Annotated in this window: 20 protein-coding genes; 14 read left to right on the top strand and 6 right to left on the bottom strand. The window is 70.7% G+C overall.

Annotation, left to right across the window (positions count from 1 at the left end; translation table 11 throughout):
• Positions 1-3: 3 nt before the first annotated feature.
• Both ACWGPF_RS10035 and holA read left to right on the top strand, forming a co-directional pair.
• A complete protein-coding gene (locus tag ACWGPF_RS10035; protein ID WP_452332690.1) occupies positions 4-624 on the top strand; it encodes a hypothetical protein in 621 nt (206 codons plus the stop codon).
• Positions 625-662: 38 nt separating this feature from the next.
• A complete protein-coding gene (gene holA, locus ACWGPF_RS10030; protein ID WP_452332689.1) occupies positions 663-1703 on the top strand; it encodes a DNA polymerase III subunit delta in 1041 nt (346 codons plus the stop codon).
• Positions 1704-1766: 63 nt separating this feature from the next.
• Here the strand turns inward: holA and rpsT are convergent, their stop codons facing one another.
• The 6 genes from rpsT to ACWGPF_RS10000 form a co-directional block, all read right to left on the bottom strand.
• The gene (gene rpsT / locus ACWGPF_RS10025) at positions 1767-2027 is read right to left on the bottom strand and encodes a 30S ribosomal protein S20 (protein WP_345435687.1); all 261 of its coding nucleotides are present in this window, start codon (positions 2025-2027) and stop codon (positions 1767-1769) included.
• A gap of 112 nt (positions 2028-2139) precedes the next feature.
• Positions 2140-2886, bottom strand: a complete 747-nt coding sequence (locus ACWGPF_RS10020; protein ID WP_452332688.1) for an alpha/beta fold hydrolase — start codon at positions 2884-2886, stop codon at positions 2140-2142.
• Between the two features lie 80 nt (positions 2887-2966).
• The gene (locus ACWGPF_RS10015) at positions 2967-4682 is read right to left on the bottom strand and encodes an ABC transporter family substrate-binding protein (protein ID WP_452332687.1); all 1716 of its coding nucleotides are present in this window, start codon (positions 4680-4682) and stop codon (positions 2967-2969) included.
• Positions 4683-4838: 156 nt separating this feature from the next.
• Complete coding sequence (locus ACWGPF_RS10010; RefSeq protein WP_452332686.1) at positions 4839-6761, bottom strand: dipeptide ABC transporter ATP-binding protein; 1923 nt, start codon at positions 6759-6761, stop codon at positions 4839-4841.
• Positions 6758-7684, bottom strand: a complete 927-nt coding sequence (locus ACWGPF_RS10005; protein ID WP_452332685.1) for an ABC transporter permease — start codon at positions 7682-7684, stop codon at positions 6758-6760. Before ACWGPF_RS10005 ends, ACWGPF_RS10010 begins: the two co-directional genes overlap by 4 nt.
• Before the next feature lie 19 nt (positions 7685-7703).
• Positions 7704-8687: an ABC transporter permease gene (locus ACWGPF_RS10000; RefSeq protein WP_452332684.1), complete on the bottom strand. Its 984-nt coding sequence runs from the start codon at positions 8685-8687 to the stop codon at positions 7704-7706.
• 314 nt (positions 8688-9001) lie between these two features.
• Here ACWGPF_RS10000 and lepA point away from each other — a divergent pair, with 314 nt between their 5' ends.
• The 12 genes from lepA (at position 9002) to leuA (ending at position 22041) form a co-directional block, all read left to right on the top strand.
• Positions 9002-10852, top strand: coding sequence for a translation elongation factor 4 (gene lepA, locus ACWGPF_RS09995; protein ID WP_452332683.1), 1851 nt, complete (start codon positions 9002-9004; stop codon positions 10850-10852).
• A gap of 28 nt (positions 10853-10880) precedes the next feature.
• Positions 10881-11531 carry a DUF1990 family protein gene (locus tag ACWGPF_RS09990; RefSeq protein WP_452332682.1) on the top strand — a complete coding sequence of 217 codons (651 nt, stop codon included), beginning with the start codon at positions 10881-10883 and terminating at the stop codon, positions 11529-11531.
• Complete coding sequence (gene hemW, locus ACWGPF_RS09985) at positions 11531-12748, top strand: radical SAM family heme chaperone HemW (RefSeq protein ID WP_452332681.1); 1218 nt, start codon at positions 11531-11533, stop codon at positions 12746-12748. Before ACWGPF_RS09990 ends, hemW begins: the two co-directional genes overlap by 1 nt.
• Positions 12749-12837: 89 nt before the next feature.
• Complete coding sequence (gene hrcA, locus ACWGPF_RS09980) at positions 12838-13878, top strand: heat-inducible transcriptional repressor HrcA (protein ID WP_452332680.1); 1041 nt, start codon at positions 12838-12840, stop codon at positions 13876-13878.
• A gap of 54 nt (positions 13879-13932) precedes the next feature.
• Complete coding sequence (dnaJ, locus tag ACWGPF_RS09975) at positions 13933-15042, top strand: molecular chaperone DnaJ (protein WP_452332679.1); 1110 nt, start codon at positions 13933-13935, stop codon at positions 15040-15042.
• Positions 15043-15046: 4 nt separating this feature from the next.
• The gene (locus ACWGPF_RS09970) at positions 15047-15778 is read left to right on the top strand and encodes a 16S rRNA (uracil(1498)-N(3))-methyltransferase (protein ID WP_452332678.1); all 732 of its coding nucleotides are present in this window, start codon (positions 15047-15049) and stop codon (positions 15776-15778) included.
• A gap of 40 nt (positions 15779-15818) precedes the next feature.
• The gene (locus ACWGPF_RS09965) at positions 15819-16169 is read left to right on the top strand and encodes an HIT domain-containing protein (RefSeq protein ID WP_452332677.1); all 351 of its coding nucleotides are present in this window, start codon (positions 15819-15821) and stop codon (positions 16167-16169) included.
• A gap of 64 nt (positions 16170-16233) precedes the next feature.
• Positions 16234-17259 carry a PhoH family protein gene (locus ACWGPF_RS09960; RefSeq protein ID WP_452332732.1) on the top strand — a complete coding sequence of 342 codons (1026 nt, stop codon included), beginning with the start codon at positions 16234-16236 and terminating at the stop codon, positions 17257-17259.
• Positions 17256-17723 carry an rRNA maturation RNase YbeY gene (gene ybeY, locus ACWGPF_RS09955; RefSeq protein WP_345435661.1) on the top strand — a complete coding sequence of 156 codons (468 nt, stop codon included), beginning with the start codon at positions 17256-17258 and terminating at the stop codon, positions 17721-17723. Before ACWGPF_RS09960 ends, ybeY begins: the two co-directional genes overlap by 4 nt.
• Positions 17720-19165 carry a hemolysin family protein gene (locus ACWGPF_RS09950; RefSeq protein WP_452332676.1) on the top strand — a complete coding sequence of 482 codons (1446 nt, stop codon included), beginning with the start codon at positions 17720-17722 and terminating at the stop codon, positions 19163-19165. The genes ybeY and ACWGPF_RS09950 overlap by 4 nt, the downstream gene beginning before the upstream one ends.
• On the top strand, positions 19158-20069 hold the full coding sequence (gene era, locus ACWGPF_RS09945; RefSeq protein ID WP_452332675.1) for a GTPase Era: 912 nt from the start codon (positions 19158-19160) through the stop codon (positions 20067-20069). The genes ACWGPF_RS09950 and era overlap by 8 nt, the downstream gene beginning before the upstream one ends.
• Positions 20070-20286: 217 nt before the next feature.
• The gene (gene leuA / locus ACWGPF_RS09940; protein WP_452332674.1) at positions 20287-22041 is read left to right on the top strand and encodes a 2-isopropylmalate synthase; all 1755 of its coding nucleotides are present in this window, start codon (positions 20287-20289) and stop codon (positions 22039-22041) included.
• Positions 22042-22080 lie beyond the last annotated feature (39 nt).

The raw sequence follows: 22080 nt of genomic DNA, 5'->3' as shown, positions 1-22080 counted from the left end.
GCCATGTCTCCTCACACGCCCACCCGCGGCGCAGACGACGGCGGCTGCACGCTCGAGCGCGCGACGCTGCACGATCTGCCTCTGCTGGTCCGGATGTCCGTGCGCCTGCGCCTCCGAGGGATGTCCGGCATGGGCCTCCGCTGGCTGCTCGCCGCGCTCGCTCTCCTCGCCGCGGGGTCCGCGGTGGCCGGCACGCTCGTGCACGGGGCCGCCGTGACCGCCGTCGTCGCGCTCGTCGCCGTCGGTCACCTCCTCGTCGTCGCGGGTGCGGTCCTCGCCATCCTCGCGGCCGGGGTCCTGCGCCGGCTGCGCGACCCCCGGCGGGACATCGTCCTCTCGCCCGATCGCGACGCCGCCGTCGATGTGGTCCGCGGCGACGACGGCGTCCTGGAGTTCTCCCACCACGTGGCGCTCGGACGCGGCCGTGGCCGCGGCAGGGCCCTGCGGCGCCTGCTCGCCGCCGAGCTCGTCCCCGGCACCGTGGACGCGAGGATGACCGTGCCCGATGTCGGGTTCGTGGCGCTCGTGCTGGAGCAGTTCCCGTCGCTCGAGCTCCACGAGGCGGGAGGCGCCCTCGTGCTCTGCACGCCCGGCGTCCCTCCGCTCCCCGTCGGCCGCCGCTGACGCCGGACGGCGTCGGCGGTCGCGGATAGGCTGGGGGGATGGCCGCCGCACCCCGCAAGACCCCCGCGAAGACCGCGAAGACGGCCATCCCGCAGCTGTCATGGCGGAAGCCGGAGCCCGCACCCGTCGTCCTCGTCTCCGGACCCGAGGAGGTCTGCGCCGAACGCGCCATCGCGGGTGTCCGCGACTACCTCAGAGCCGAAGACCCGTCGCTCGAGATCACCGACATCGTCGCGTCCGACTACACGTCGGGCACGCTCCTCGCCGTGACGTCGCCGTCCCTCTTCGGCGAGCCGCGCCTCGTGCGGGTCTCCGAAGTGGAGAAGTGCTCCGACGCGTTCCTCACCGAGGCCCTCGCGTACCTGGAGGCCCCGCAGGAGGGTGCCACACTCGTCTTGCGGCACACGGGCGCGACGGTGCGCGGCAAGAAGCTGCTCGACGCGATCCGCGCGGGTGCGGGGCGCGGCGTCGAGGTCCCGTGCCCCGCCGTCAAGCGCGACTCCGACCGCGTCGACTTCGCCGCCGGCGAGTTCCAGGCCGCTGCGCGACGGATCGCGCCCCGCGCGCTGCAGGCCCTCACGCAGGCATTCACGGGCGAACTCGCCGAGCTCGCGGCGGCCTGCCAGCAGCTCATCGCGGACGTCGAGGGCGACATCACCGAGGACGTCGTGTCGCGCTACTACGGTGGCCGCGTCGAGACGAACGCCTTCGCCGTCGCCGACACCGCGATCGCCGGCCGCTACGGGGAGGCGCTCGTCGCCCTGCGGCACGCGCTCGACTCGGGCGCCGATCCTGTTCCGCTCGTGGCGGCGTTCGCCATGAAGCTCCGCACGATGGCGCGCGTGGCCGGTTCCCGCGAACCCGCGCGTCAGCTCGCGATGCGCCTCGGCATGAAGGACTGGCAGGTCGATCGCGCCCGCCGCGATCTGCAGTCGGGCTGGAACGAGCGAGCGCTCGCGCTCGCCATCCAGGCCATCGCGCGTGCCGACGCAGAGGTGAAGGGCGCCTCGCGCGACCCGGTGTTCGCCCTCGAGCGGATGGTCACGGTCGTCTCCACGCGCGCGCCGTTCGGGCGCTGAGCCCGCGACGCAGCAGAAGGCCCGCCCCGCGATGCGGGACGGGCCTTCCGACGAGGGAGCTGCTCAGAGAGCGGCGACCTGCTTCGCGATGCCCGACTTGCGGTTCGCGGCCTGGTTCTTGTGGATGACGCCCTTGCTCACGGCCTTGTCGAGCTTCTTGGACGCCTTGAGCAGCGCGGCCTCGGCGGCCGACTTGTCGCCGGCGGCGACGGCCTCGCGCGTCTTGCGGACGAGCGACTTGAGCTCGCTCTTGACGGCCTTGTTGCGCTCGCGCGCCTTCTCGTTGGTCTTGATGCGCTTGATCTGCGACTTGATGTTTGCCACGTCGAATGACTTTCGTTCAGGTGAGCTTTCGGAAGTGCCGCGTGACGGGAGAGGGGCGTCGTACGGCGGTGTGGGTGGCCCCACACGCAAGCCAAGGGACAATGCTACCAGGTCAGTCCGCGCCATCCGGACGCGCGATCGACGCGATCGCGAGGTCGAGCAGGGCGTCGAACACCCGCGGGCGCATGGCGGTGACGAGATGGGTCGTCCGCGGCACGACGACGAGCTCGGCATGCGGCACGAGACGCACGAACTCGCGCTCGTGGAGGCGGAGCTGGTCCCATTCGCCGTTGACGAACCACACCGGCGCGCGCAGACGGGGGAGCGCCTGCCGCAGGTCGATCGTCGCGAGGCTCGCGAGCGCGGCGTCCTCGGCGGCGAGAGCGTATCCGCCTGCGCCGAAGTCGAGGCGCGTCTCCTCCGGGAGCGTGGCGGCCAGGATGCGCCGGACGAGCCACAGCCCGTTCCCCGGCGAGATGCGCAATCCGCGGAGGAGGAGACGGTACGCCCGCAGCCCCGCGCCCCGGGGGAGCGCTGTCGCACCGGCCGCCACGAACCCGGCGACGGGCGGCGCGGTCTCGCGGGCGAGGAGCTCCGCGCACAGGAGCCCGCCCATCGAATGCCCGACGAGCAGCACGGGCCCCGACTCCGCCGCGCGGCGCACGGTGCGGTCGATCGTCGTGACGGCCTCGTCGAGCGACCACGGCTCGTCCATCCGCGCGCCGTGCCCCGGCAGCTCGGCGAGGTGGACGCCGGCTCCGCGTCGACGCAGATGCGCGACCTGCGGCCGCCACATCGTCGCCGACGTGCGGATGCCGTGCACGAGCACGACCTGCACGGGGGAGATGCGGGCGGGCATGGCGTCATGGTAGCCAGCTCAACGGCGGAGGGGCCGTCGACGCGAGGTCGGCGGCCCCTCCGGGACGGGAGGTCAGCGGATCACTCCGCCGACGCCATCCAGCCCTGGTTCTCGACCGGCTGCACGCCGTAGAGGTCGAGTCCCGTGTAGCCCTCCGGTGTGAGGTTGGCGATGCCCGACGTCACGGCGTTGATCCACGGCCCGCTGTACAGGGGGAGGATGCCCCAGGTCTCGGCCATGATCTCGGACTCGAGCGCCATGCCGGCCTCGTTCTGCTCCTCCTTCGTGGGGAGGGCGTTCACCTCGGCGATCCGCTCGTCGATCTCGGGCGTTCCAGTCGCCGAGAGGTTGAGCGAGCTGTCGGTGCAGTAGATCTGGCACATGAACTGCACGCCCGACGCCGACCCCGACACGAACGACAGCATGACGAGGTCCCAGTCCTTCGTCGAGAGCACCGTCGAGAAGTCGCTCACGGGGCGCGCGTCGATCGTCAGCTCCATGCCGATCTCGGCGAGCTGCGTCTGGATGACGCGCGCGCGCGCCTCGACCACGGGGTCGTCGCCGAACGTGGGGAGGCGGCCCTCCAGGCGCAGCCCGTCCTTCTCACGGATGCCGTCGTCGCCCGCGACCCAGCCGGCCTCGTCGAGGATGGCGTTCGCCTCGTCGACGTCGAACGACCAGCCGGCCTCCGACAGCGCGTCGACGTAGCCCTCCTCGAAGGGGTACATGTTGAACGAGCCGGCGTCTTCCTCGGTGTAGTTGAGGCCGTTCCAGACGACCTCCTTGATCTGCTCGCGGTCGATCGCCTTGAAGATCGCCTCGCGGACGGCGAGGTCGGCGAACTGCTCGCGCTCGGCGTTGATCTCGAGGAGGTTGTTGGACGTGCGCTGCGCGCGGTAGATCTCGATGCCCTCCATGTCGGACACCTGCGACAGGCGGTCCTCCGTGTTCGTCACCGCGAGGTCGATCTCGCCGTTGCGGAACGCGTTGATCTCGGCGGTGTCGTCGAGCTGGCGGAAGGTGACCTTGTCGAGCAGCGGCTCGTCGCCCCACCAGTTCTCGTTCGGCACGAACGTGACCGTTCCGCCGTTCGCGTCGAACGTGTCGATCGTGTAGGGCCCCGCGCCCCACTCCGCGTGCGGTTCGTCGATGAAGCCCTCGTTGAACACCTCGGGGCTGTCGACGGCCGGGTGCAGGAGGGCGGAGAACAGGAAGTCCGTCCACGGGTAGACCTGCGAGAACGTGACGACGACCTGCTTGTCGTCCTCGCCCGCCGCGACCGACTCGATGACGTCGTAGCCGTCCGTCGAGCTCGGGTTGTATCCCTCCTCGTAGGAGCGGTTCGCGATCCACGTGTTCTCGAACGCGGTCCAGTCGATGGGCGTGCCGTCGTTCCAGACGGCGTCGGGGTTGATCGTGTAGGTGACGACCGTCTTGCCGTCGACCTCGTCGACGACGCGGTCCTCGATGTAGTTGGGGTTGAGCACCGCCCCGCCCTCGGGCTCGGCGAGGATCACCTGCGGGGTGAACCACGCCTGCAGCGTCTGCGTGTCGACCGTCGCGTCGGCGTGGAAGCCGTTCTGCTGCGGCGTGATCTCGCTGATCGGCCACGTGACCTCGCCGCCCTGCTCGAGCGCATCGCGCTCCTGCGGGTTGTAGTCGGCTCCGACGATCTCCGTGGGCTCCTCGCCGCCCGATCCGTCGCCGCCGTCGCCGCCCCCGGCGGCGCACGCGCTCAGGACGAGAGCGAGGGCGCCGAACGCGGCCGTCGCTCCGATCCACCTCTGGTGCTTCATGGTGCTGCTCCTTTCGCGCCTCGTAGGCGCCGGATGTGGGAGAGATGAGGTCGAGGCTAGTTGCGGGCTCCAGGTCGTCTCCGGAATGGGATCGACCTGTGACCTGCGGTTCCTCTTCCTCGGTGCGGGCGCCGGCCTGGCCGGCGCCCACGCATGTCAGCCGCTCGTCTGCTCGCGGCCGATGCTAGAGGGGTCGAACGCGACGCGGGTGCGGCCGCGCTCGACCTTCGGGTCGGGAATGGGGATGGCCGACAGCAGCGCCCGCGTGTACGGATGCTGCGGGCGGTCGAACACGTCGTCCACCTCGCCGAACTCCACGAACGCCCCGCGGTACATGACCGCGACGCGATCGGCGAGATGGCGCACCACGGAGAGATCGTGCGCGACGAAGAGGTAGCTGATGCCGAGACGCGTCTTCAGCTCGTCGAGGAGGTTGAGGACGCCGGCCTGGATCGAGACATCGAGAGCGGACACGGGCTCGTCGAGGACGACGAGCCTCGGCTCGGTGGCGAGCGCCCTCGCGATGCCGATCCGCTGGCGCTGGCCGCCCGAGAACGCCTGCGGGAACCGGTCGCTGTGCGCGGGATCGAGCCCGACGAGGCCCATCAGCTCGTCCACGCGCTCATGGGTGCGCTCCTTCGACGTGCCGATCGTGCGGAGGGGCTCGGCGATGATGTCGAACACCGTCATGCGCGGATCGAGGGCGCCCATGGGGTCCTGGAACACGATCTGGATGTCGCGGCGCGCCTCCCGTTCACGGCGCCCACCGCGCAGGTCGCGGACGCTCGTCCCGAGCAGCCGGATGTCGCCGTCCTCGGGGGCGGCGAAGTCCATGATCTGGAGGAGCGTCGTGGTCTTGCCCGACCCGGACTCGCCGACGATCGCGAGCGTCTCCCCGGCCTTGATGTCGAAGGAGATGTCGGCGATCGCCCGCACCTCCCCGACCTTCCGCTTGAGGATCCCCTTGAGAACGGGGAACGACTTGGAGAGCGACTCCACCTCGAGCACCGTCTCGCGCTCGGCGCGGGGCGTGAGCTGGAGCGCCCCGGGGCGGATCTCCGGCACGGGGTACACCGGGCGGTCCGCGATGCGGCCGTGACGGATCTCCTCCGCGCGGATGCATGCCGCCCGATGATCGGGCGATCCCGTCACGGCGACGAGCTCGGGCTCGCGGGCACGGCATGCGTCGAGCACGACGGGGCAGCGGTCGGCGAAGGGGCAGGCGTCCGGCAGCCCGATGAGCAGGGGAGGCGTCCCCTTGATCGCGACGAGCGGCTCCTTGTCGCGCTTGTCGACCCGCGGGATCGCGCCGAGCAGGCCGATCGTGTACGGCATCCGCGTGTCGTCGAAGAGGTCCAGCGCGGGGGCCTGCTCGATCGGCTTGCCGGCGTACATGACGAGGACGTCGTCGGCGATGTTGGCCACTACGCCCATGTCGTGCGTGATCATGATGACGGCGGCCCCGGTCTCCCGCTGCGCCGTGCGGATGAGATCGAGGATCTGCGCCTGGATCGTGACGTCGAGGGCGGTCGTGGGCTCGTCCGCGATGATGAGCTTCGGGTTGTTCGCCATCGCGATCGCGATGACGACGCGCTGGCGCATCCCGCCCGAGAACTCGTGGGGGAACGCCTTCATCCGCCGTTCGGGCTCCGAGATCCCGACGAGCGAGAGCAGCTCGACCGCGCGATCCCACGCGCGCCGTCGGCTCATGCCGGCGTCGTGGGTCACGAGCGCCTCGATGAGCTGGTCGCCGATCGTGTAGACGGGCGTCAGCGACGTGAGGGGGTCCTGGAAGATCATCGCGAGGCCGTTGCCCCGGATCGCCGACATCTGCCGGTCGTTCTTCTCGAGCAGCTCCTCGCCGCGGAAGCGGACGGATCCCGTCACGTGGGCGGTCTCGGCGAGCAGCCCCATGATGGCGAGCGACGTGACCGACTTGCCGGAGCCGGACTCGCCCACGATGCCGAGCGAGCGGCCGGGGAGCAGATCGAAGGAGACGCCGCGCACGGCGTCGACGCGGCCCGCCTCCGAGGGGAAGGACACCGCGAGGTCGCGGACGGACAGAACGGGTTCGGTCATGCGCGGCCTCCTGCCGCCGAGGTGGGATCGAGGGCGTCTCGCAGCCCGTCCGCGACAAGCGCCATCGAGACGGTCAGCAGCGTGAGGGCACCGGCCGGGAAGAAGAACACCCACGGGGCGCTCGTGATGATGCCGGAGCCCGTTCCGATGAGCGAGCCGAGCGAGACGTCGGGGAGCTTCACGCCGAAGCCGAGGAACGACAGGCTCGTCTCCAGCATCACGGCGCTCACGACGCCGAGCGTGAAGTTGATGACGAGCAGCGATCCGATGTTGGGGATCATGTGCCGCAGCACGATCCGGAACCCTCCGACGCCCATGTAGCGCGCGGCGTGGATGTACTCGCGCTCGCGGAGCGACAGGCACAGGGTCCAGATGGTGCGGGCGGAGATGAACCAGTTCGTCAGCACGAGGATGACCGTGATGATGCGCCAGTCGCCGCCCGAGTCGTTCGACACCATGGCGATGATGAGGAACGTGGGGACGGCCATGAGGAAGTGGATGACGGCGAGCGAGGTCTTCTCGATCCATCCGCCGAAGTAGGCCGCCGCCGCTCCGACGATCGCGGAGATCACGGTCGTCCCGATCGACACGAGGACGGCGATCATGAGCGAGCGCTGCAGTCCCACGACGACCATCGCGTACAGGTCGTTCCCCGAGTTGGTGGTCCCGAACCAGTGCGCGGCGCTGGGCGGGTCGGTGAGCGCGAGGAAGTCGAGCTCGACGTGGTCGTACTGCTGGAAGAAGGGCCCCACGATCGCGAAGAGGATGAGGATCGCGAAGATCACGAGTCCGCCCACGGCGGGCCGGTTGCGGAGGAATCGGCGGGTGTAGAGCGCCGACTTGCGCAGCGGCCTGCTGCGCCCGGCCGCCAGCACGGCAGGGGAGGGCGGCGGGTTGTCGCCGTGCTCGAGCGGGTCGCGCATGTCCGATGGCATTGTCATGTCAGCTCACCCGCACTCGGGGGTCGATGGCGACGACCGCGACGTCCGCGAGCATCGCGCCGATGAAGGTCATGAAGGCGCCGAACGCCGCGATGGCGACGGTGCCGTGGATGTCGTTCTGCGCCAGGGTCTGGGAGAAGTACTGCCCCATGCCGTTCCAGCCGAAGATCGACTCGGTGAGGATCGCGCCGGTGAAGGCGGCGGGGATGTTGAACGCCACCTGCGTCGTCACCGGGATCAACGACGTGCGCAGCGCGTGACGGCGGATGGCCTGCGCCTTCGTGAGGCCCTTGGCCCGCGCCGTGCGGACGTAGTCCGCGCCGATGTTGTCGAGCAGGATCGACCGCTGCAGGAAGTGGTAGCCCGCATACCCCGTCAGGATGAGGCCGAGCGTGGGGAGCGTGAGGTGCTGGACGACGTCGACGACGACGGGGAGGAACCCCGTCACCTCCGGGTTCGACGAGCCCGTGACGTAGAAGATGCGCGTGCCGACCGCCTGGTTGATGGAGATCGCGATGAGGACGATGCCGAGGGCGGCGACCACGACCGGGATGTTCATCGTCACGATGGAGGTGGCCTGCCCGATGCGGTCGGCGAGGCGGTACTGGCGTGAGGCGGTGTAGACGCCGATCGCGATCCCGACGAGCGCCGTGAGGATGGTGGCGCCGAGCACGAGCTCGGCCGAGATCCACATGCGGTACGCGACCTGGCCGTTGACCGACTCGCCCGTCGGGCTCACGCCCCAGTCCCAGCGCGTGAGGATGGCCGTCAGCCAGTTCCACCAGCGCTGCACGAGCGGAACCGTGTCGCTGAGATTGCGCGGCTCGAGGAGCGCGACGATCTGATCCTCGCTGAGCGGGGGGCGGCGTCCCACGTAGTTGCTGCGCGGGTCCAGGTAGAACCAGGCCAGGAAGTACGTGAGGTTCGTCGCCACGGCGATGATGAGCAGCCAGCCGAGCACTCGGCGCAGCAGATATCTGATCACGTTCGTGGGTTCCTTCGTCGGACGGCGACGACGCGCTCGGCGCACCGTCGCACACAATGCGGGGAACTCTACCCCGCAAGCTGTCAGGCAGGAAACGATGCGCCGAGCGTGTCGAAAAGCGTTATCGATCCGTTCCACGCAGGGCGGAAGCGGTTCGATGGCGCCGACGCTACGTGCAGATTGTGAAGGGCATGTTTCGGCGACCTGCGGTCCGGGCCCGATCTGTCTGGGACCCGGACAGATCCGGCCCGACCCTGCCCGCCGCGACGGCGCGTGCCGTGTCGGCCGTCCGCTCCCCGTAGAATCAGACGGATATGTCCCCTCGTGCCACGACTCCGCTCCCGCCGGCCGCGACACCGCCCGAGCGCATCCGCAACTTCTGCATCATCGCGCACATCGACCACGGCAAGTCGACCCTGGCCGACCGCATGCTGCAGCTCACGGGCGTCGTGTCCGACCGCGACATGCGCGCCCAGTACCTCGACCGCATGGACATCGAGCGCGAGCGCGGCATCACGGTGAAGAGCCAGGCGGTGCGGCTGCCGTGGCAGCTGGACGGCGAGACCTTCGCCCTCAACATGATCGACACGCCGGGGCACGTCGACTTCACGTACGAGGTCTCGCGCTCCCTCGCCGCCTGCGAGGGGGCGATCCTGCTCGTGGACGCGGCGCAGGGCATCGAGGCGCAGACCCTCGCGAACCTGTACCTCGCCCTCGAGAACGACCTCACGGTCATCCCCGTGCTCAACAAGATCGACCTGCCCGCCGCCGACCCCGACCGGTTCGCGAAGGAGCTCGCCGATCTCATCGGAGGCTCGCCCGACGACGTCCTGCGGGTGTCCGGCAAGACGGGGCAGGGCGTCGAGGAGCTGCTCGACCGCCTCGTCGCCGAGATCCCCGCCCCCCAGGGCGACCCCGACGCGCCGGCGCGCGCCATGATCTTCGACTCGGTCTACGACGCCTACCGCGGGGTCGTCACCTACGTGCGGATGGTCGACGGCCGGCTCACTCCCCGCGAGCGCATCCAGATGATGTCGACGCGGGCGACGCACGAGCTCCTCGAGATCGGCGTCTCGAGCCCGGAGCCCACGCCCTCGAAGGGGCTGTCCGTCGGCGAGGTCGGCTATCTCATCACGGGCGTGAAGGACGTGCGCCAGTCGAAGGTCGGCGACACGGTCACGAATCAGCGCACCCCCGCGGCCGAGGCGCTGCCCGGCTACACCGATCCCAAGCCGATGGTGTTCTCCGGCCTCTATCCGATCGACGCGAGCGATTACCCCGACCTCCGCGAGGCGCTCGACAAGCTCAAGCTCTCCGACGCGTCGCTCGCCTACGAGCCGGAGACCTCCGTGGCACTGGGCTTCGGGTTCCGCTGCGGCTTCCTCGGCCTCCTCCACCTCGAGATCATCACGGAGCGGCTCGCGCGCGAGTTCGGGCTCGACCTCATCACAACGGCGCCGAGCGTCGTCTACGAGGTCACGACCGAGCAGGGCGAGAAGATCGTCGTCACCAATCCGAGCGAGTACCCCGACGGCAAGATCGGGTCGGTCTCGGAGCCCATCGTGCGCGCGTCGGTCCTCACGCCCAAGGAGTACGTCGGCACGGTCATGGACCTCTGCCAGACGCGGCGCGGCACCCTGCACGGCATGGACTACCTCTCCGAGGAGCGTGTCGAGCTCAAGTACACGATGCCCCTCGGCGAGATCGTCTTCGACTTCTTCGACCAGCTGAAGAGCCGCACGCAGGGCTATGCGAGCTTCGACTACGAGCCGGAGGGCCAGCAGGAGGCCGACCTCGTCAAGGTCGACATCCTCCTGCAGGGCGACCGCGTCGACGCGTTCAGCGCGATCGTCCACCGCGAGAAGGCCTACTCCTACGGCACCACCATGACCGAACGGCTGCGCAAGCTCATCCCGCGCCAGCAGTTCGAGGTGCCCATCCAGGCGGCCATCGGCGCACGCGTCATCGCGCGCGAGAACATCCGCGCCATGCGCAAGGACGTGCTCGCGAAGTGCTACGGCGGAGACATCACCCGCAAGCGAAAGCTGCTCGAGAAGCAGAAGGAGGGCAAGAAGCGCATGAAGATGGTCGGCCGCGTCGAGGTGCCCCAGGAGGCGTTCATCGCCGCGCTGTCCGGGGACGTCGAGACCAAGTCCGGGAAGTAGCCAGCGGGCTGCGGTTAGGGTGGACGACATGCGCCGGGCGACCTTCCGAGACGAGACGGTCGATTATGCGGCGGTCGGGGCGACGCAGGCCCCCGACCTCCTGCAGTATCCGCCGGAGAACAGCATCCCCGCCGCGTCGGCGTGGCGGATCGGCAGCGGCGAGGAGCGGTTCCGCACCGCGGTGGAGTCTCTCCTGTCGTGGGGTGCGCTGACGGGGGCGGGTCTCGAGCTGAGCGATGTCCGCCCGGCTCCCGGCCCGACGTACACGGGGGTCAGCTTCGACGAGGCGGGCAACGCGATCGCCCCGAGCCACTCCGACGACGACCAGCGCTTCGCGGCGGACGGCACGCCCTTCGTCGGCGCGGGGACGACCGTGACCGTCCACGGCAAGGTCGACGGCGCGCGCGCGGACGCCGAGCTCCGGGTGATCTTCGTCGTCGAGGAGGCGCGCCGCGTCGGCTTCGCCCTCGGCACCGTCGGCGCCTCGGTCGTGAGCGGCGAGGAGTCGTTCATGCTGGAGTGGCGCGAGAACGACGAGGTGTGGTTCGAGGTGCGGGCGTTCGACCGCCCCGTGACGCTCTCCCTCCGCCTGTTCAAGAGCCTCGTGCGCCGTCGCCGTCGCGCCCTCTTCGCCGGCTACCTGCGCGCCATCTCGCCCCTCTTCCGCACGGCCGCCTGATGGCGGGAGCACTCCCCGTCGGCGACCCGGCCCCGGTCGACGGAGCGCTCCCGGGAGACCTCGTCGTGGATCCCTCCACCGACCTCGGGGTCTACCTGCACGTCCCGTTCTGCCGGGTGCGCTGCGGCTACTGCGACTTCAACACCTACACCTCGGGCGAGCTGCGCGGCGCCCGGCAGGACGAGTACGCCGACACGGTCCTGCGCGAGGTCGCGCTGGCCCGCGGCGTGCTCGATGCCGCGGGCGGCCTCCGCCCCGCGCGCACCGTGTTCTTCGGCGGCGGCACGCCGACGCTCCTCCCTGCGGGCGATCTCGCGCGCATGCTCGACGGGGTGCGCGACGCCTTCGGGCTCGCGGACGACGCCGAGGTCACGGTCGAGGCCAACCCCGACACGGTCGACGGCGCGGTCGCCGACGAGCTCGCCCGCGCGGGCGTGACCCGGATGTCCGTGGGCATGCAGTCCGCCGTCCCGCACGTGCTCGCGGCGCTCGACCGCACCCACTCGCCCGCGAACGTGCGGACGGCGGTCGAGGCGGGCAGGCGCGCCGGGCTCGACGTCAGCGTCGACCTCATCTACGGCGCACCGGGGGAGTCGCTCGACGACTGGAGGACGTCGCTCGAGGCCGCGCTCGCGCTCGAACCCGACCACCTCTCGGCCTACGCGCTCATCATCGAGGACGGCACGAAGCTCGCCCGGCAGATCCGGCGCGGCGAGGTTCCCGCGCCCGACGACGACCTGCAGGCGGACATGTACGAGGCGGCCGACGCGGCCCTCGCCGCGGCGGGCTACGACTGGTACGAGGTGTCGAACTGGTCCCGCGGCGCGCAGCGGCGATCCCGTCACAACCTCGCGTACTGGCGGGGGACGGACTGGTGGGGATTCGGTCCCGGAGCGCACAGCCACGTCGCGGGGCTCCGCTGGTGGAACGTCAAGCATCCCGCCGCGTACGCGCAGCGGCTGGCGGCCGGCGAGTCGCCTGCCGCCGGCCGCGAGCGCCCCGACGAGGCGTCGCGTCGCCTCGAGCGCGTGCTGCTCGAGAGCCGCATCCGCGAGGGCCTCGCGATCGCGTCGCTCCCCGACGACCGCCGCCGGGCGGTCGCGGGCCTCATCGCGGACGGGCTCGTCGAGCCGGCGGACGCGCTGAGCGGGCGCGTCGTGCTCACGCTCCGCGGCCGCCTGCTCGCCGACGCCGTCGTGCGCGCGCTCACCGACTGATCGACGCGCGGAGCCGTCGGCCGACCGCCCGGCCGGGGGATCGGTAGACTGGCACTCGGAGACGTCGAGTGCCAGGGAGAGGAGCGGGCATGGTCAGCGAACGCGGGCTCCAGGTGCTCCGCGCCATCGTGCAGGACTACGTCGACACCCATGAGCCGGTCGGGAGCAGGGCGATCGTCGAGCGCCACTCCTTCGGGGTGTCGGCAGCGACCATCCGCAACGACATGGCGCTCCTGGAGGACGAGGAGCTCATCGCCCAGCCGCACACGTCGTCGGGGCGCGTCCCCACGGACAAGGGCTATCGCGTCTTCGTGGACCACCTGGCCGAGTTGCGGCCGCTCTCGACGGCGCAGCGCTCGGCGATCGCCTCGTTCCTGGGCGAGCCGTACGATCTCGACGACCTGCTCGCGCGCACCGTCCGCGTGCTCACCCAGCTCACGGGTCAGGTCGCCCTCGTGCAGTACCCCTCGTTCTCGCGCGCGAACATCACCCATGTGCAGCTCGTCGAGCTCGACCCGCAGCGCGTGCTCCTCATCATCGTGACCGACACCGGCCGGGTCTCGCAGCGGATCGCCGCGCTCCCGCAGGCGCTCGACGCGGAGGAGACGGCCGCCGTGGCCACGCGGCTCGTGACGCTCCTCGCCGGCCGCTCCGTCGCGGAGGCGGCGGACGGCCTCGAGCAGGCGCGCGCCCAGGCGCCGTCACCCGTGACGGCCGTCGACGCCGCCGTGCACGCCGTCGCGGCCGCCGCGGCGGAGGAGCTCGCGGAGTTCCGGCAGAACCGGCTCGTCATGGCGGGCGCCGCGACACTGGCCCGCCGCGAGCACGACTTCCGCGGCAGCATCCACCCCCTCCTCGAGGCGATCGAGGAGCAGGTCACGCTGCTGCGGCTCATGAGCGAGATGGTGGCGGACGGCCAGGGGCTGTCCGCGAGCATCGGTCGGGAGAACGCCGCCTTCGGGCTCTCGGAGGCGTCGATCCTCACGAGCGAGTACGACTCCGCCATCGGCGCGGCGCGCGTGGGGATCATGGGCCCCACGCGCATGGACTACCCCCGCAACCTCGCGGCGGCGCGGGCCGTGGCCCGCTACCTCACGAGGCTGCTGGACGAGGACGAGGGACGACGCTGACGCGTCGTCCACGAGGATGCAGCACGGGCGCCCCGCGCCCGCAGGAAGGCTGATGTGGCTGATCACTACGAGACCCTCGGCGTCGCGAAGGACGCGTCGCAGGAGGACATCAAGAAGGCGTACCGCAAGCTCGCGCGCCAGCTCCACCCCGACGTGAACCCCGCGCCGGAGGCGGCCGAGCGGTTCAAGGACGTCACGCACGCGTACGACGTGCTGAGCGACCCGGAGCAGCGGCGCCGGTACGACATGGGCGGCGACGAGTCGCCGTTCGGCGGCGGGGCCGGGTTCGGCGGCTTCGGCGACATCTTCGAGACGTTCTTCGGCGGGGGCGGCGGCGGCCGGGGCGGGCGTCCGCGCTCGCGTCGCGAGCGGGGACAGGACGCCCTCGTGCGCGTCTCCCTCGAGCTCGGAGACGTCGTGTTCGGCGCCCACCGCGACATCGAGGTGGACACGGCGGTGCTGTGCGAGACGTGCGACGGGTCGTGCTGCCAGCCAGGGACGAGCCCCGCGACGTGCGACGTGTGCGGCGGGTCGGGGCACGTCCAGCGCCAGGTGCGCAGCCTGCTCGGCAACATGGTCACGACGCAGCCCTGCGGCACCTGCCAGGGGTACGGCACGGTCATCCCGCACCCCTGCGCGACCTGCAACGGGCAGGGGCGCGTGCGCTCGCGGCGCACCGTCTCGCTCGACATCCCGGCGGGAGTAGAGACGGGGCTGCGCCTGCAGCTTCCCGGCTCGGGGGAGGTCGGGCAGGCAGGGGGGCCGAACGGCGACCTGTACGTCGAGGTCACCGTCGCCTCGCATCCCGTCTTCAGCCGCGAGGGCGACGACCTCCTCGCGACCCTCGAGGTGTCGATGACCGATGCGGTCCTCGGCACCCGCACGACCATCGCGGGCCTCGACGGCGAGGTCGACGTCGAGGTGCGACCCGGCATCCAGTCGGGCGAGGTGCTCACCGTCAAGGAGCGCGGCATCACGGGACTGCGCACCTCGCGGCGCGGCGATCTACGGGTCGGCGTGCAGGTCGTGACGCCCACGAAGGTCGACCACAAGACGCGTCAGCTGCTCGAGGAGCTCGCGCGGCGGACGAAGGCTCCCGAGCCGCGCCTCGCCGAGTTCCACCAGGGGCTGTTCTCGAAGCTGCGCGACCGGTTCCGGGGCTGAGCGGATGGCGCTGCACTTCCACGACGAGGGGGCCGGCTCCGTCGCGCCCGGAGGGCTCGTCGTGCTGACGGGCGCCGAGGCGCACCACGCCTCGGCCGTGCGCCGTGTGCGCCAGGGCGAGCCCGTCACCGTCACGGACGGACGCGGTGCGTGGCTCTCCGGCACGTGCGAGGAGGTGTCGCCGCAGCGCGTCGCCATCCGCATCGGGAGCCGCGACGACCGTCCGGCAGCCGTGCCGCGCCTCGTCCTCGTGCAGGCGCTCGCGAAGGGCGACCGCGACGAGCTCGCCGTGCAGGCGGCGACCGAGCTCGGCATCGACCTCGTCGTGCCCTGGCAGGCGGCACGCAGCGTCTCGCGCTGGGACGGCGCCAAGGCCGAGAAGGGACGCACCCGGTGGGCGTCGATCGTCCGCGAGGCGGCCAAACAGGCGCACCGTGCCTGGTTCGCGGAGGTGGCTCCCGTCGAGACGACGGCGGCGGTCGCGAGGCGCGCGGAGACGGCGAGGATGCTCGTGCTCGATCCGTGGGCGGAGGAGCCGCTCACGTCCGTCGACCTGGACGACACGCGCGACATCGTGCTCGTCGTCGGTCCCGAGGGCGGCATCGCCCCCGATGAGCTCGAGCGGTTGGAGGCGGCGGGAGCCCGGCGCGTCCGACTCGGCGACACCGTGCTGCGCACCTCGACGGCCGGCCCTGCGGCGCTCGCGGTCCTCGACGCGAAGCTCGGCCGGTGGTGACGAGGGTCGCCGGAGCCAGCCGATCGTTAGACTCGTGGGCATGAGCGAGCCGACGATCTTCACGCGCATCCTGCAGGGCGACATCCCGGGCGAGATCGTCGCCGAGACCGACCGGGTCTTCGTCCTCAAGGACATCAGCCCGCAGGCGCCCCTCCACCTTCTCGTCATCCCCAAGACGCAGGAGTACCGCGACGTCGTCGAGCTGGCGGCGGGCGACCCCACTCTGCTCGCGGAGGTGGTCCGGACGGCCGGAGAGGTCGCCAGGGAGCACGCCGGCGGGCAGTTCCGACTGATCTTCAACACCGGCGCCGACGCGGGCCAGACCGTGTTCCACGTGCATGCGCACGTGCTTGCCGGAGAACTCCAGGAGAAGAGCCTCATTGGCCACTGACCCCACCGACCCCGCACAGGGGGCGGACACCGTCACCCAGACCATCCATGCCGACGGCGTCGCGATGGTGCAGCTGCTGGGCCCGCAGGACAGGCTCCTGCGCATGGTCGAGCGCGAGCACCCCTCCGTCGACGTGCTCGTGCGCGGCAACGAGATCACGCTCACCGGCGCATCCGGCGCCGTGCGCGCGGCCAGGGCGCTCGTCGACGAGCTGCTCCAGATGACGCGGGACGGCCACGATCTCGGACCGGCCGACGTGACGAGCTCCAACCGCATCCTCGAACACGGCGGCCCGCGCCCGAGCGAGGTGCTCGGCGAGGCCATCCTCTCCACGCGCGGCAAGGTCATCCGCCCGAAGACGCTCGGCCAGAAGGAGTACGTCGACGCGATCGACGAGAACACGATCGTCTTCGGCATCGGCCCCGCCGGCACGGGGAAGACCTACCTCGCCATGGCGAAGGCGGTCCAGGCGCTGCAGCGTCGCGAGGTGAACCGCATCATCCTCACGCGCCCCGCCGTCGAGGCGGGGGAGCGCCTCGGCTTCCTGCCGGGCACCCTCACCGACAAGATCGACCCGTATCTCCGGCCCCTGTACGACGCGCTCAACGAGATGATGGATCCCGAGCTCGTGCCCAAGCTCATGGCGAGCGGCACGATCGAGGTCGCACCGCTCGCGTACATGCGCGGACGCACGCTCAACGACTCGTTCGTGGTGCTGGACGAGGCCCAGAACACGACGCCCGAGCAGATGAAGATGTTCCTCACGCGCCTCGGGTTCGGCACGCGGATGGTCGTGACCGGCGACATCACGCAGGTCGACCTCCCGGGCGGGACCTCGGGTCTGCGCCTCGTGTCGCGCATCCTCGACCGTGTAGACGACATCCACTTCTCGCGTCTCACGAGCGACGACGTCGTGCGCCACACGCTCGTGGGACGCATCGTCGACGCGTACAGCGAGTACGACGAGAAGCGCGCCGCGCACCGCGCAGAGCTCGACGAGGCGCGCGAGTTCGCCAACCGCGCCGAGCGCCGCGGCACGACGAGAACGGGCGGGCCGCGCGACCGCCTCCCGAAGCGAGGGATGCGATGATCGACATCAACAACGAGTCCGCCGTCGAGGTCGACGAATCGGTTCTGCTACGGCTCACGCAGCACAACCTCGCGCAGCTGCACGTGAGCCCCGACGCCGAGGTGGCGATCGTGCTGGTCGACGAGGGCGCCATGGAGGCGCTGCATGTGCAGTGGATGGACGAGCCGGGGCCGACCGACGTCCTGAGCTTCCCGATGGACGAGCTGCGGCCAGGGACGGACGAGTCGCCGACGCCCGCGGGCCTCCTCGGCGACATCGTGCTGTGCCCGCAGGTCGCCGAGGCGCAGGCGGAGAAGGCGGGCCACCCGCTGCAGGACGAGCTCATCCTCCTGACGACGCACGGCCTGCTCCACCTGCTCGGCTACGACCACGCAGAGCCGGAGGAGCACCGGGTCATGTTCGGCCTGCAGGACCGTCTGATGGCGAGCTTCGCGGCGGAGGAGAGACGCCGCCCTCGCGCATGATCGAGCCTCTCCTCCTCGTCGGCGCGGTCCTCCTGGTCGCGCTCGGCGGTTTCCTCTCCGCGATCGACGCCGCCCTGTCGGTCACCTCGCGGACGGAGCTGGTCGACCTCGCGACGGAGGGACGAAGCGCGCGCGCCCTCGCCCACATCGCGGAGGACCCCGACGGGCACGCGGGAGCCCTGGGCTTCCTGCGGGTGTTCGCCGAGACGGGTGCCGCCGTGCTCGCCACGGCCGGGTTCATGCTGCTCTTCGACGACGTCCTGTGGGCCGTGGTCGCGACCGTCGTGCTCATGACGGGGCTCTCCTTCGGCGCGATCGCCTCGAGCCCGCGCACCGTGGGACGACGCCACGCGAGCGGGCTCCTGGCCGCCACGGCGCCGTTGGTGCGCGGCGTGCGCATCGTGCTGGGGCCGCTGACGCGGGCGCTCGTCGTCGTCAGCAACACCATCACGCCCGGTGCGGGGCGCCGCAGCTTCGAGTCGGAGGACCAGCTGCTCAGCATCGTCGACGAGGCCGCGTCGAACGACCTCATCGAGGAGGACGACCGCGAGCTCATCCATTCGGTGTTCGACTTCACCGACCAGGTCGTGCGGGTCGTCATGGTGCCGCGCACGGAGATGGTCACGGTCGATGCCGACGCGTCGGCCCGCGAGGCGATGACGATCTTCCTCGAGCGCGGCATGTCGCGCCTGCCCGTCATCGACGGCGAGGTCGACGACGTCGTCGGCGTGCTCTACCTGAAGGACCTCGTGCAGCACGCGTTCCGCGAGGGCGCGGCGTGGACCGACGGCACGCGCGTGCGCGCTCTCGCGCGGCCGCCCGTCTTCGTGCCGGAGCAGATGCGCGCGGAGACGCTGCTGCAGCAGATGAAGCGCGACGCCGTGCACGTGTGCCTCGTCGTCGACGAGTACGGAGGCGTGGCGGGGCTCGTCACCCTGGAGGACCTCATCGAGGAGCTCGTCGGAGAGATCTCCGACGAGTACGACACGCCGCGCGGCGAGGTCGTCGACCTCGGCGACGGCTCGTTCCGCGTCAGCGCGAGCCTCGGGCTCGACGAGGTCGGCGACCTGTTCGGCATCGAGCTGGAGGATGAGGACGTCGACTCCGTCGGCGGCCTGCTGGGCAAGGAGCTCGGGCGCGTTCCGCAGCCCGGCGACACCGCCGAGGCGCAGGGGATCGTCCTCACGGGCGGCACCTCGCGCGGCCGGGGGCGCGGCATCGCGACCGTCTTCGTCGACCGGGGCGAGGCGCTGCGCGCCGTGGACGAGGTGCGCGGCAGGAACCCGCGCACGGGTGAGATCGCGCTGCCGGCGACGGGCGAGATCGCCGTGGCGGCTGGCCAGAGGGACACGCACAGGAAGAGCGGCCGGAAGGCCGCCCCGAGGAAGAACGGCGCGCGTCGCGGCGACGGCGCCTCGAGGAAGGACGCACGCGATGACTGATCACCAGGCGGGAGAGACCCGGAGCGGGTTCGTCACCTTCGTCGGACGCCCGAACGTCGGCAAGTCGACGCTCATGAATGCCCTGGTGGGCGAGAAGGTCGCCATCACGAGCGAGAAGCCGCAGACGACGCGGCGCGCGATCCGCGGCATCCTGAATCGCCCGGCCGGCCAGCTCGTCGTCGTCGACACCCCGGGCATCCACAAGCCGCGGACGCTGCTCGGCCAGCGCCTCAACGACCTCGTGGAGACGGTGCTCGGCGACGTCGACGTGATCGCGTTCTGCGTCCCTGCCACCGAGAAGGTCGGCCCGGGCGACCGCCGGATCGCGGAGTCGCTCGACGGGTACCCGCGCGCGAAGAAGGTCGCGCTCGTGACGAAGACGGACGCCGCATCGCACGACGACATCATGGAGCGCCTCGTCGAGGTCGACGCCCTCCGCGAGGACTGGGCCGCCGTCATCCCGGTGTCGTCGCTCACGGGGGAGCGCCTCGACGTGCTCACCGACGAGCTGCTGGCCCTCATGCCCGCAGGACCCGCGCTCTACCCCGACGACGTCGTCACGGACGAGTCGACGGAGGACCGCGTCGCCGAGATCATCCGCGAGGCAGCGCTCGAGGGCGTGCGCGACGAGCTGCCGCACTCCATCGCCGTGACGATCTCCGACATCGCGCCGCGCGAGGGGCGCGACGACCTCACCGACATCTGGGCCGATCTCGTGGTGGAACGCGACAGCCAGAAGGCCATCATCATCGGCCACAAGGGCAGCAGGCTGAGGGATGTCGGCGCCCGCGCGCGCGCCCAGATCGAGCCGCTCGTCGGCACGAAGGTGTTCCTCTCGCTGCACGTGCGCGTCGCGAAGGAGTGGCAGCGCGACCCCAAGCAGCTCGGTCGCCTCGGCTTCTGAGCATTATGCTCGATCTCGTCGGCGGCTCGTCGCACTGATGCGCAGATTGCGCGGCTCATCAGCGTCCCGGATGGCGCATTCTGCGTGGTACCGTGGAGTCATGCGTTCTGGCGGTCTGCTTCTTCTTAGCTGCCGCGACGAGATCTCGATCTAGGGCCTCCTCGTCGCGGAGCTTCTCGTCGGCCCGATTCGTCTCCTGAACCGGAAGAAGCCCATCATGCAGAACAACCAGAAGCCCAGCGCCATGCCGATCCACCGGTACCGGCCGTTCCACGAGCAGATCGCCGTCGACCTGCCCGACCGCACGTGGCCGTCGAAGCGGATCGAGACCGCTCCGCGTTGGTGCGCCGTCGACCTGCGCGACGGCAATCAGGCGCTCATCGACCCCATGAGCCCCGAGCGCAAGCGGGTCATGTTCGACCTGCTCGTGAAGATGGGGTACAAGGAGATCGAGGTCGGCTTCCCGTCGGCGAGCCAGACCGACTTCGACTTCGTGCGGCAGCTGATCGAAGACGACCTCATCCCCGACGACGTCACCATCCAGGTGCTGACGCAGGCGCGCGAGCACCTCATCAAGCGCACGTACGAGGCCATCAAGGGTGCCAAGCAGGCGATCGTCCACCTCTACAACTCGACGAGCGTGCTGCAGCGCGAGGTGGTGTTCCGCACCGACAGGCAGGGCATCATCGACATCGCCCTGGACGGCGCGCGCTGGTGCAAGCAGTATGAGGAGACGGTTCCCGAGACGACCGTCTACTACGAGTACTCGCCGGAGTCCTACACCGGCACCGAGCTCGAGTTCGCCGCCGAGATCTGCAACGCCGTCATGACGGTGCTCGTCCCGACGCCCGAGCGCAAGATCATCCTGAACCTGCCGGCCACCGTCGAGATGGCGACCCCCAACGTCTACGCAGACTCGATCGAGTGGATGGGCCGGCACCTCGACAACCGCGAGAACGTCATCCTGTCGCTGCACCCGCACAACGATCGCGGAACGGCCGTCGCCGCGGCCGAGCTCGGCTACCTGGCCGGCGCCGACCGCATCGAGGGGTGCCTGTTCGGCAACGGGGAGCGGACGGGCAACGTCGACCTCGTCGCGCTGGGCGTCAACCTGTTCACGCAAGGTATCGATCCGCAGATCGACTTCGGCGACATCGACCAGGTCAAGCGCACGGTCGAGTACTGCAACCAGCTGCCCGTTCCCGAGCGGAGCCCGTGGGCGGGAGACCTCGTGTTCACGGCGTTCAGCGGGTCGCACCAGGACGCCATCAAGAAGGGCTTCGAGGCCATGGAGAGGCAGGCGTCCGAGCGCGGCGTCGACGTCTCCGAGATCGAGTGGGCCGTGCCGTACCTGCCGGTCGACCCGAAGGACCTGGGCCGTTCGTACGAGGCCGTGATCCGCGTCAACTCGCAGTCGGGCAAGGGCGGGGTCGCATACCTGCTGAAGGCCGACCACTCGCTCGATCTTCCGCGCAAGCTGCAGATCGAGTTCTCCGGCGTGGTGCAGGCCAAGACCGACGAGGAGGGCGGCGAGGTCACGAGCGAGCAGATCTGGTCGGTGTTCCAGGACGAGTACCTTCCCGCTGCCGACGCGGATGCACGCTGGGGCCGCTTCGAGCTGCTCGGCACGCGTTCGAGCCGCGACGCATCCGGCGAAGGCACCCTCGCGGTGACCCTGCGTGACGGCGACGACACGGTCGAGGCCGAGGCGGCGGGCAACGGCCCGATCGCCGCGTTCCTCGAGATCGTGCGCGGCCAGGGCATCGACGTCACCCTGTACGACTACGTCGAGCACGCCATGAGCGCATCGGCCGATGCCCAGGCGGCGGCGTACGTCGAGCTGCAGGTCGACGGCGAGCGCCTGTGGGGCGTCGGCATCGACGGCGACATCTCCACGGCGTCGCTCAAGGCCATCGTGTCGGCCGTGAACCGCTCGATCCGCGCCCGCCGCACCGAGCTCGTCGACGCCTGACGTCCCCCGCCGCGGCGGCACGGCCATCCGGTCGTGCCG

Source organism: Microbacterium sp. NPDC055683 (assembly GCF_053617895.1).
This window is presented reverse-complemented; position numbering and strand designations above follow the sequence as displayed.

What these genes read in the sequence shown, in the direction of transcription:
- ACWGPF_RS10035 (WP_452332690.1), top strand. Translation starts at nt 4, where the DNA reads ATGTCTCCTCACACGCCCACCCGCGGCGCAGACGACGGCGGCTGCACG.
- holA (WP_452332689.1), top strand. Translation starts at nt 663, where the DNA reads ATGGCCGCCGCACCCCGCAAGACCCCCGCGAAGACCGCGAAGACGGCC.
- ACWGPF_RS10020 (WP_452332688.1), bottom strand. Translation starts at nt 2,886, where the DNA reads ATGCCCGCCCGCATCTCCCCCGTGCAGGTCGTGCTCGTGCACGGCATC.
- ACWGPF_RS10015 (WP_452332687.1), bottom strand. Translation starts at nt 4,682, where the DNA reads ATGAAGCACCAGAGGTGGATCGGAGCGACGGCCGCGTTCGGCGCCCTC.
- ACWGPF_RS10010 (WP_452332686.1), bottom strand. Translation starts at nt 6,761, where the DNA reads ATGACCGAACCCGTTCTGTCCGTCCGCGACCTCGCGGTGTCCTTCCCC.
- ACWGPF_RS10005 (WP_452332685.1), bottom strand. Translation starts at nt 7,684, where the DNA reads ATGCGCGACCCGCTCGAGCACGGCGACAACCCGCCGCCCTCCCCTGCC.
- lepA (WP_452332683.1), top strand. Translation starts at nt 9,002, where the DNA reads ATGTCCCCTCGTGCCACGACTCCGCTCCCGCCGGCCGCGACACCGCCC.
- ACWGPF_RS09990 (WP_452332682.1), top strand. Translation starts at nt 10,881, where the DNA reads ATGCGCCGGGCGACCTTCCGAGACGAGACGGTCGATTATGCGGCGGTC.
- hemW (WP_452332681.1), top strand. Translation starts at nt 11,531, where the DNA reads ATGGCGGGAGCACTCCCCGTCGGCGACCCGGCCCCGGTCGACGGAGCG.
- hrcA (WP_452332680.1), top strand. Translation starts at nt 12,838, where the DNA reads ATGGTCAGCGAACGCGGGCTCCAGGTGCTCCGCGCCATCGTGCAGGAC.
- ACWGPF_RS09970 (WP_452332678.1), top strand. Translation starts at nt 15,047, where the DNA reads ATGGCGCTGCACTTCCACGACGAGGGGGCCGGCTCCGTCGCGCCCGGA.
- ACWGPF_RS09965 (WP_452332677.1), top strand. Translation starts at nt 15,819, where the DNA reads ATGAGCGAGCCGACGATCTTCACGCGCATCCTGCAGGGCGACATCCCG.
- ACWGPF_RS09960 (WP_452332732.1), top strand. Translation starts at nt 16,234, where the DNA reads ATGGTGCAGCTGCTGGGCCCGCAGGACAGGCTCCTGCGCATGGTCGAG.
- ybeY (WP_345435661.1), top strand. Translation starts at nt 17,256, where the DNA reads ATGATCGACATCAACAACGAGTCCGCCGTCGAGGTCGACGAATCGGTT.
- ACWGPF_RS09950 (WP_452332676.1), top strand. Translation starts at nt 17,720, where the DNA reads ATGATCGAGCCTCTCCTCCTCGTCGGCGCGGTCCTCCTGGTCGCGCTC.
- era (WP_452332675.1), top strand. Translation starts at nt 19,158, where the DNA reads ATGACTGATCACCAGGCGGGAGAGACCCGGAGCGGGTTCGTCACCTTC.
- leuA (WP_452332674.1), top strand. Translation starts at nt 20,287, where the DNA reads ATGCAGAACAACCAGAAGCCCAGCGCCATGCCGATCCACCGGTACCGG.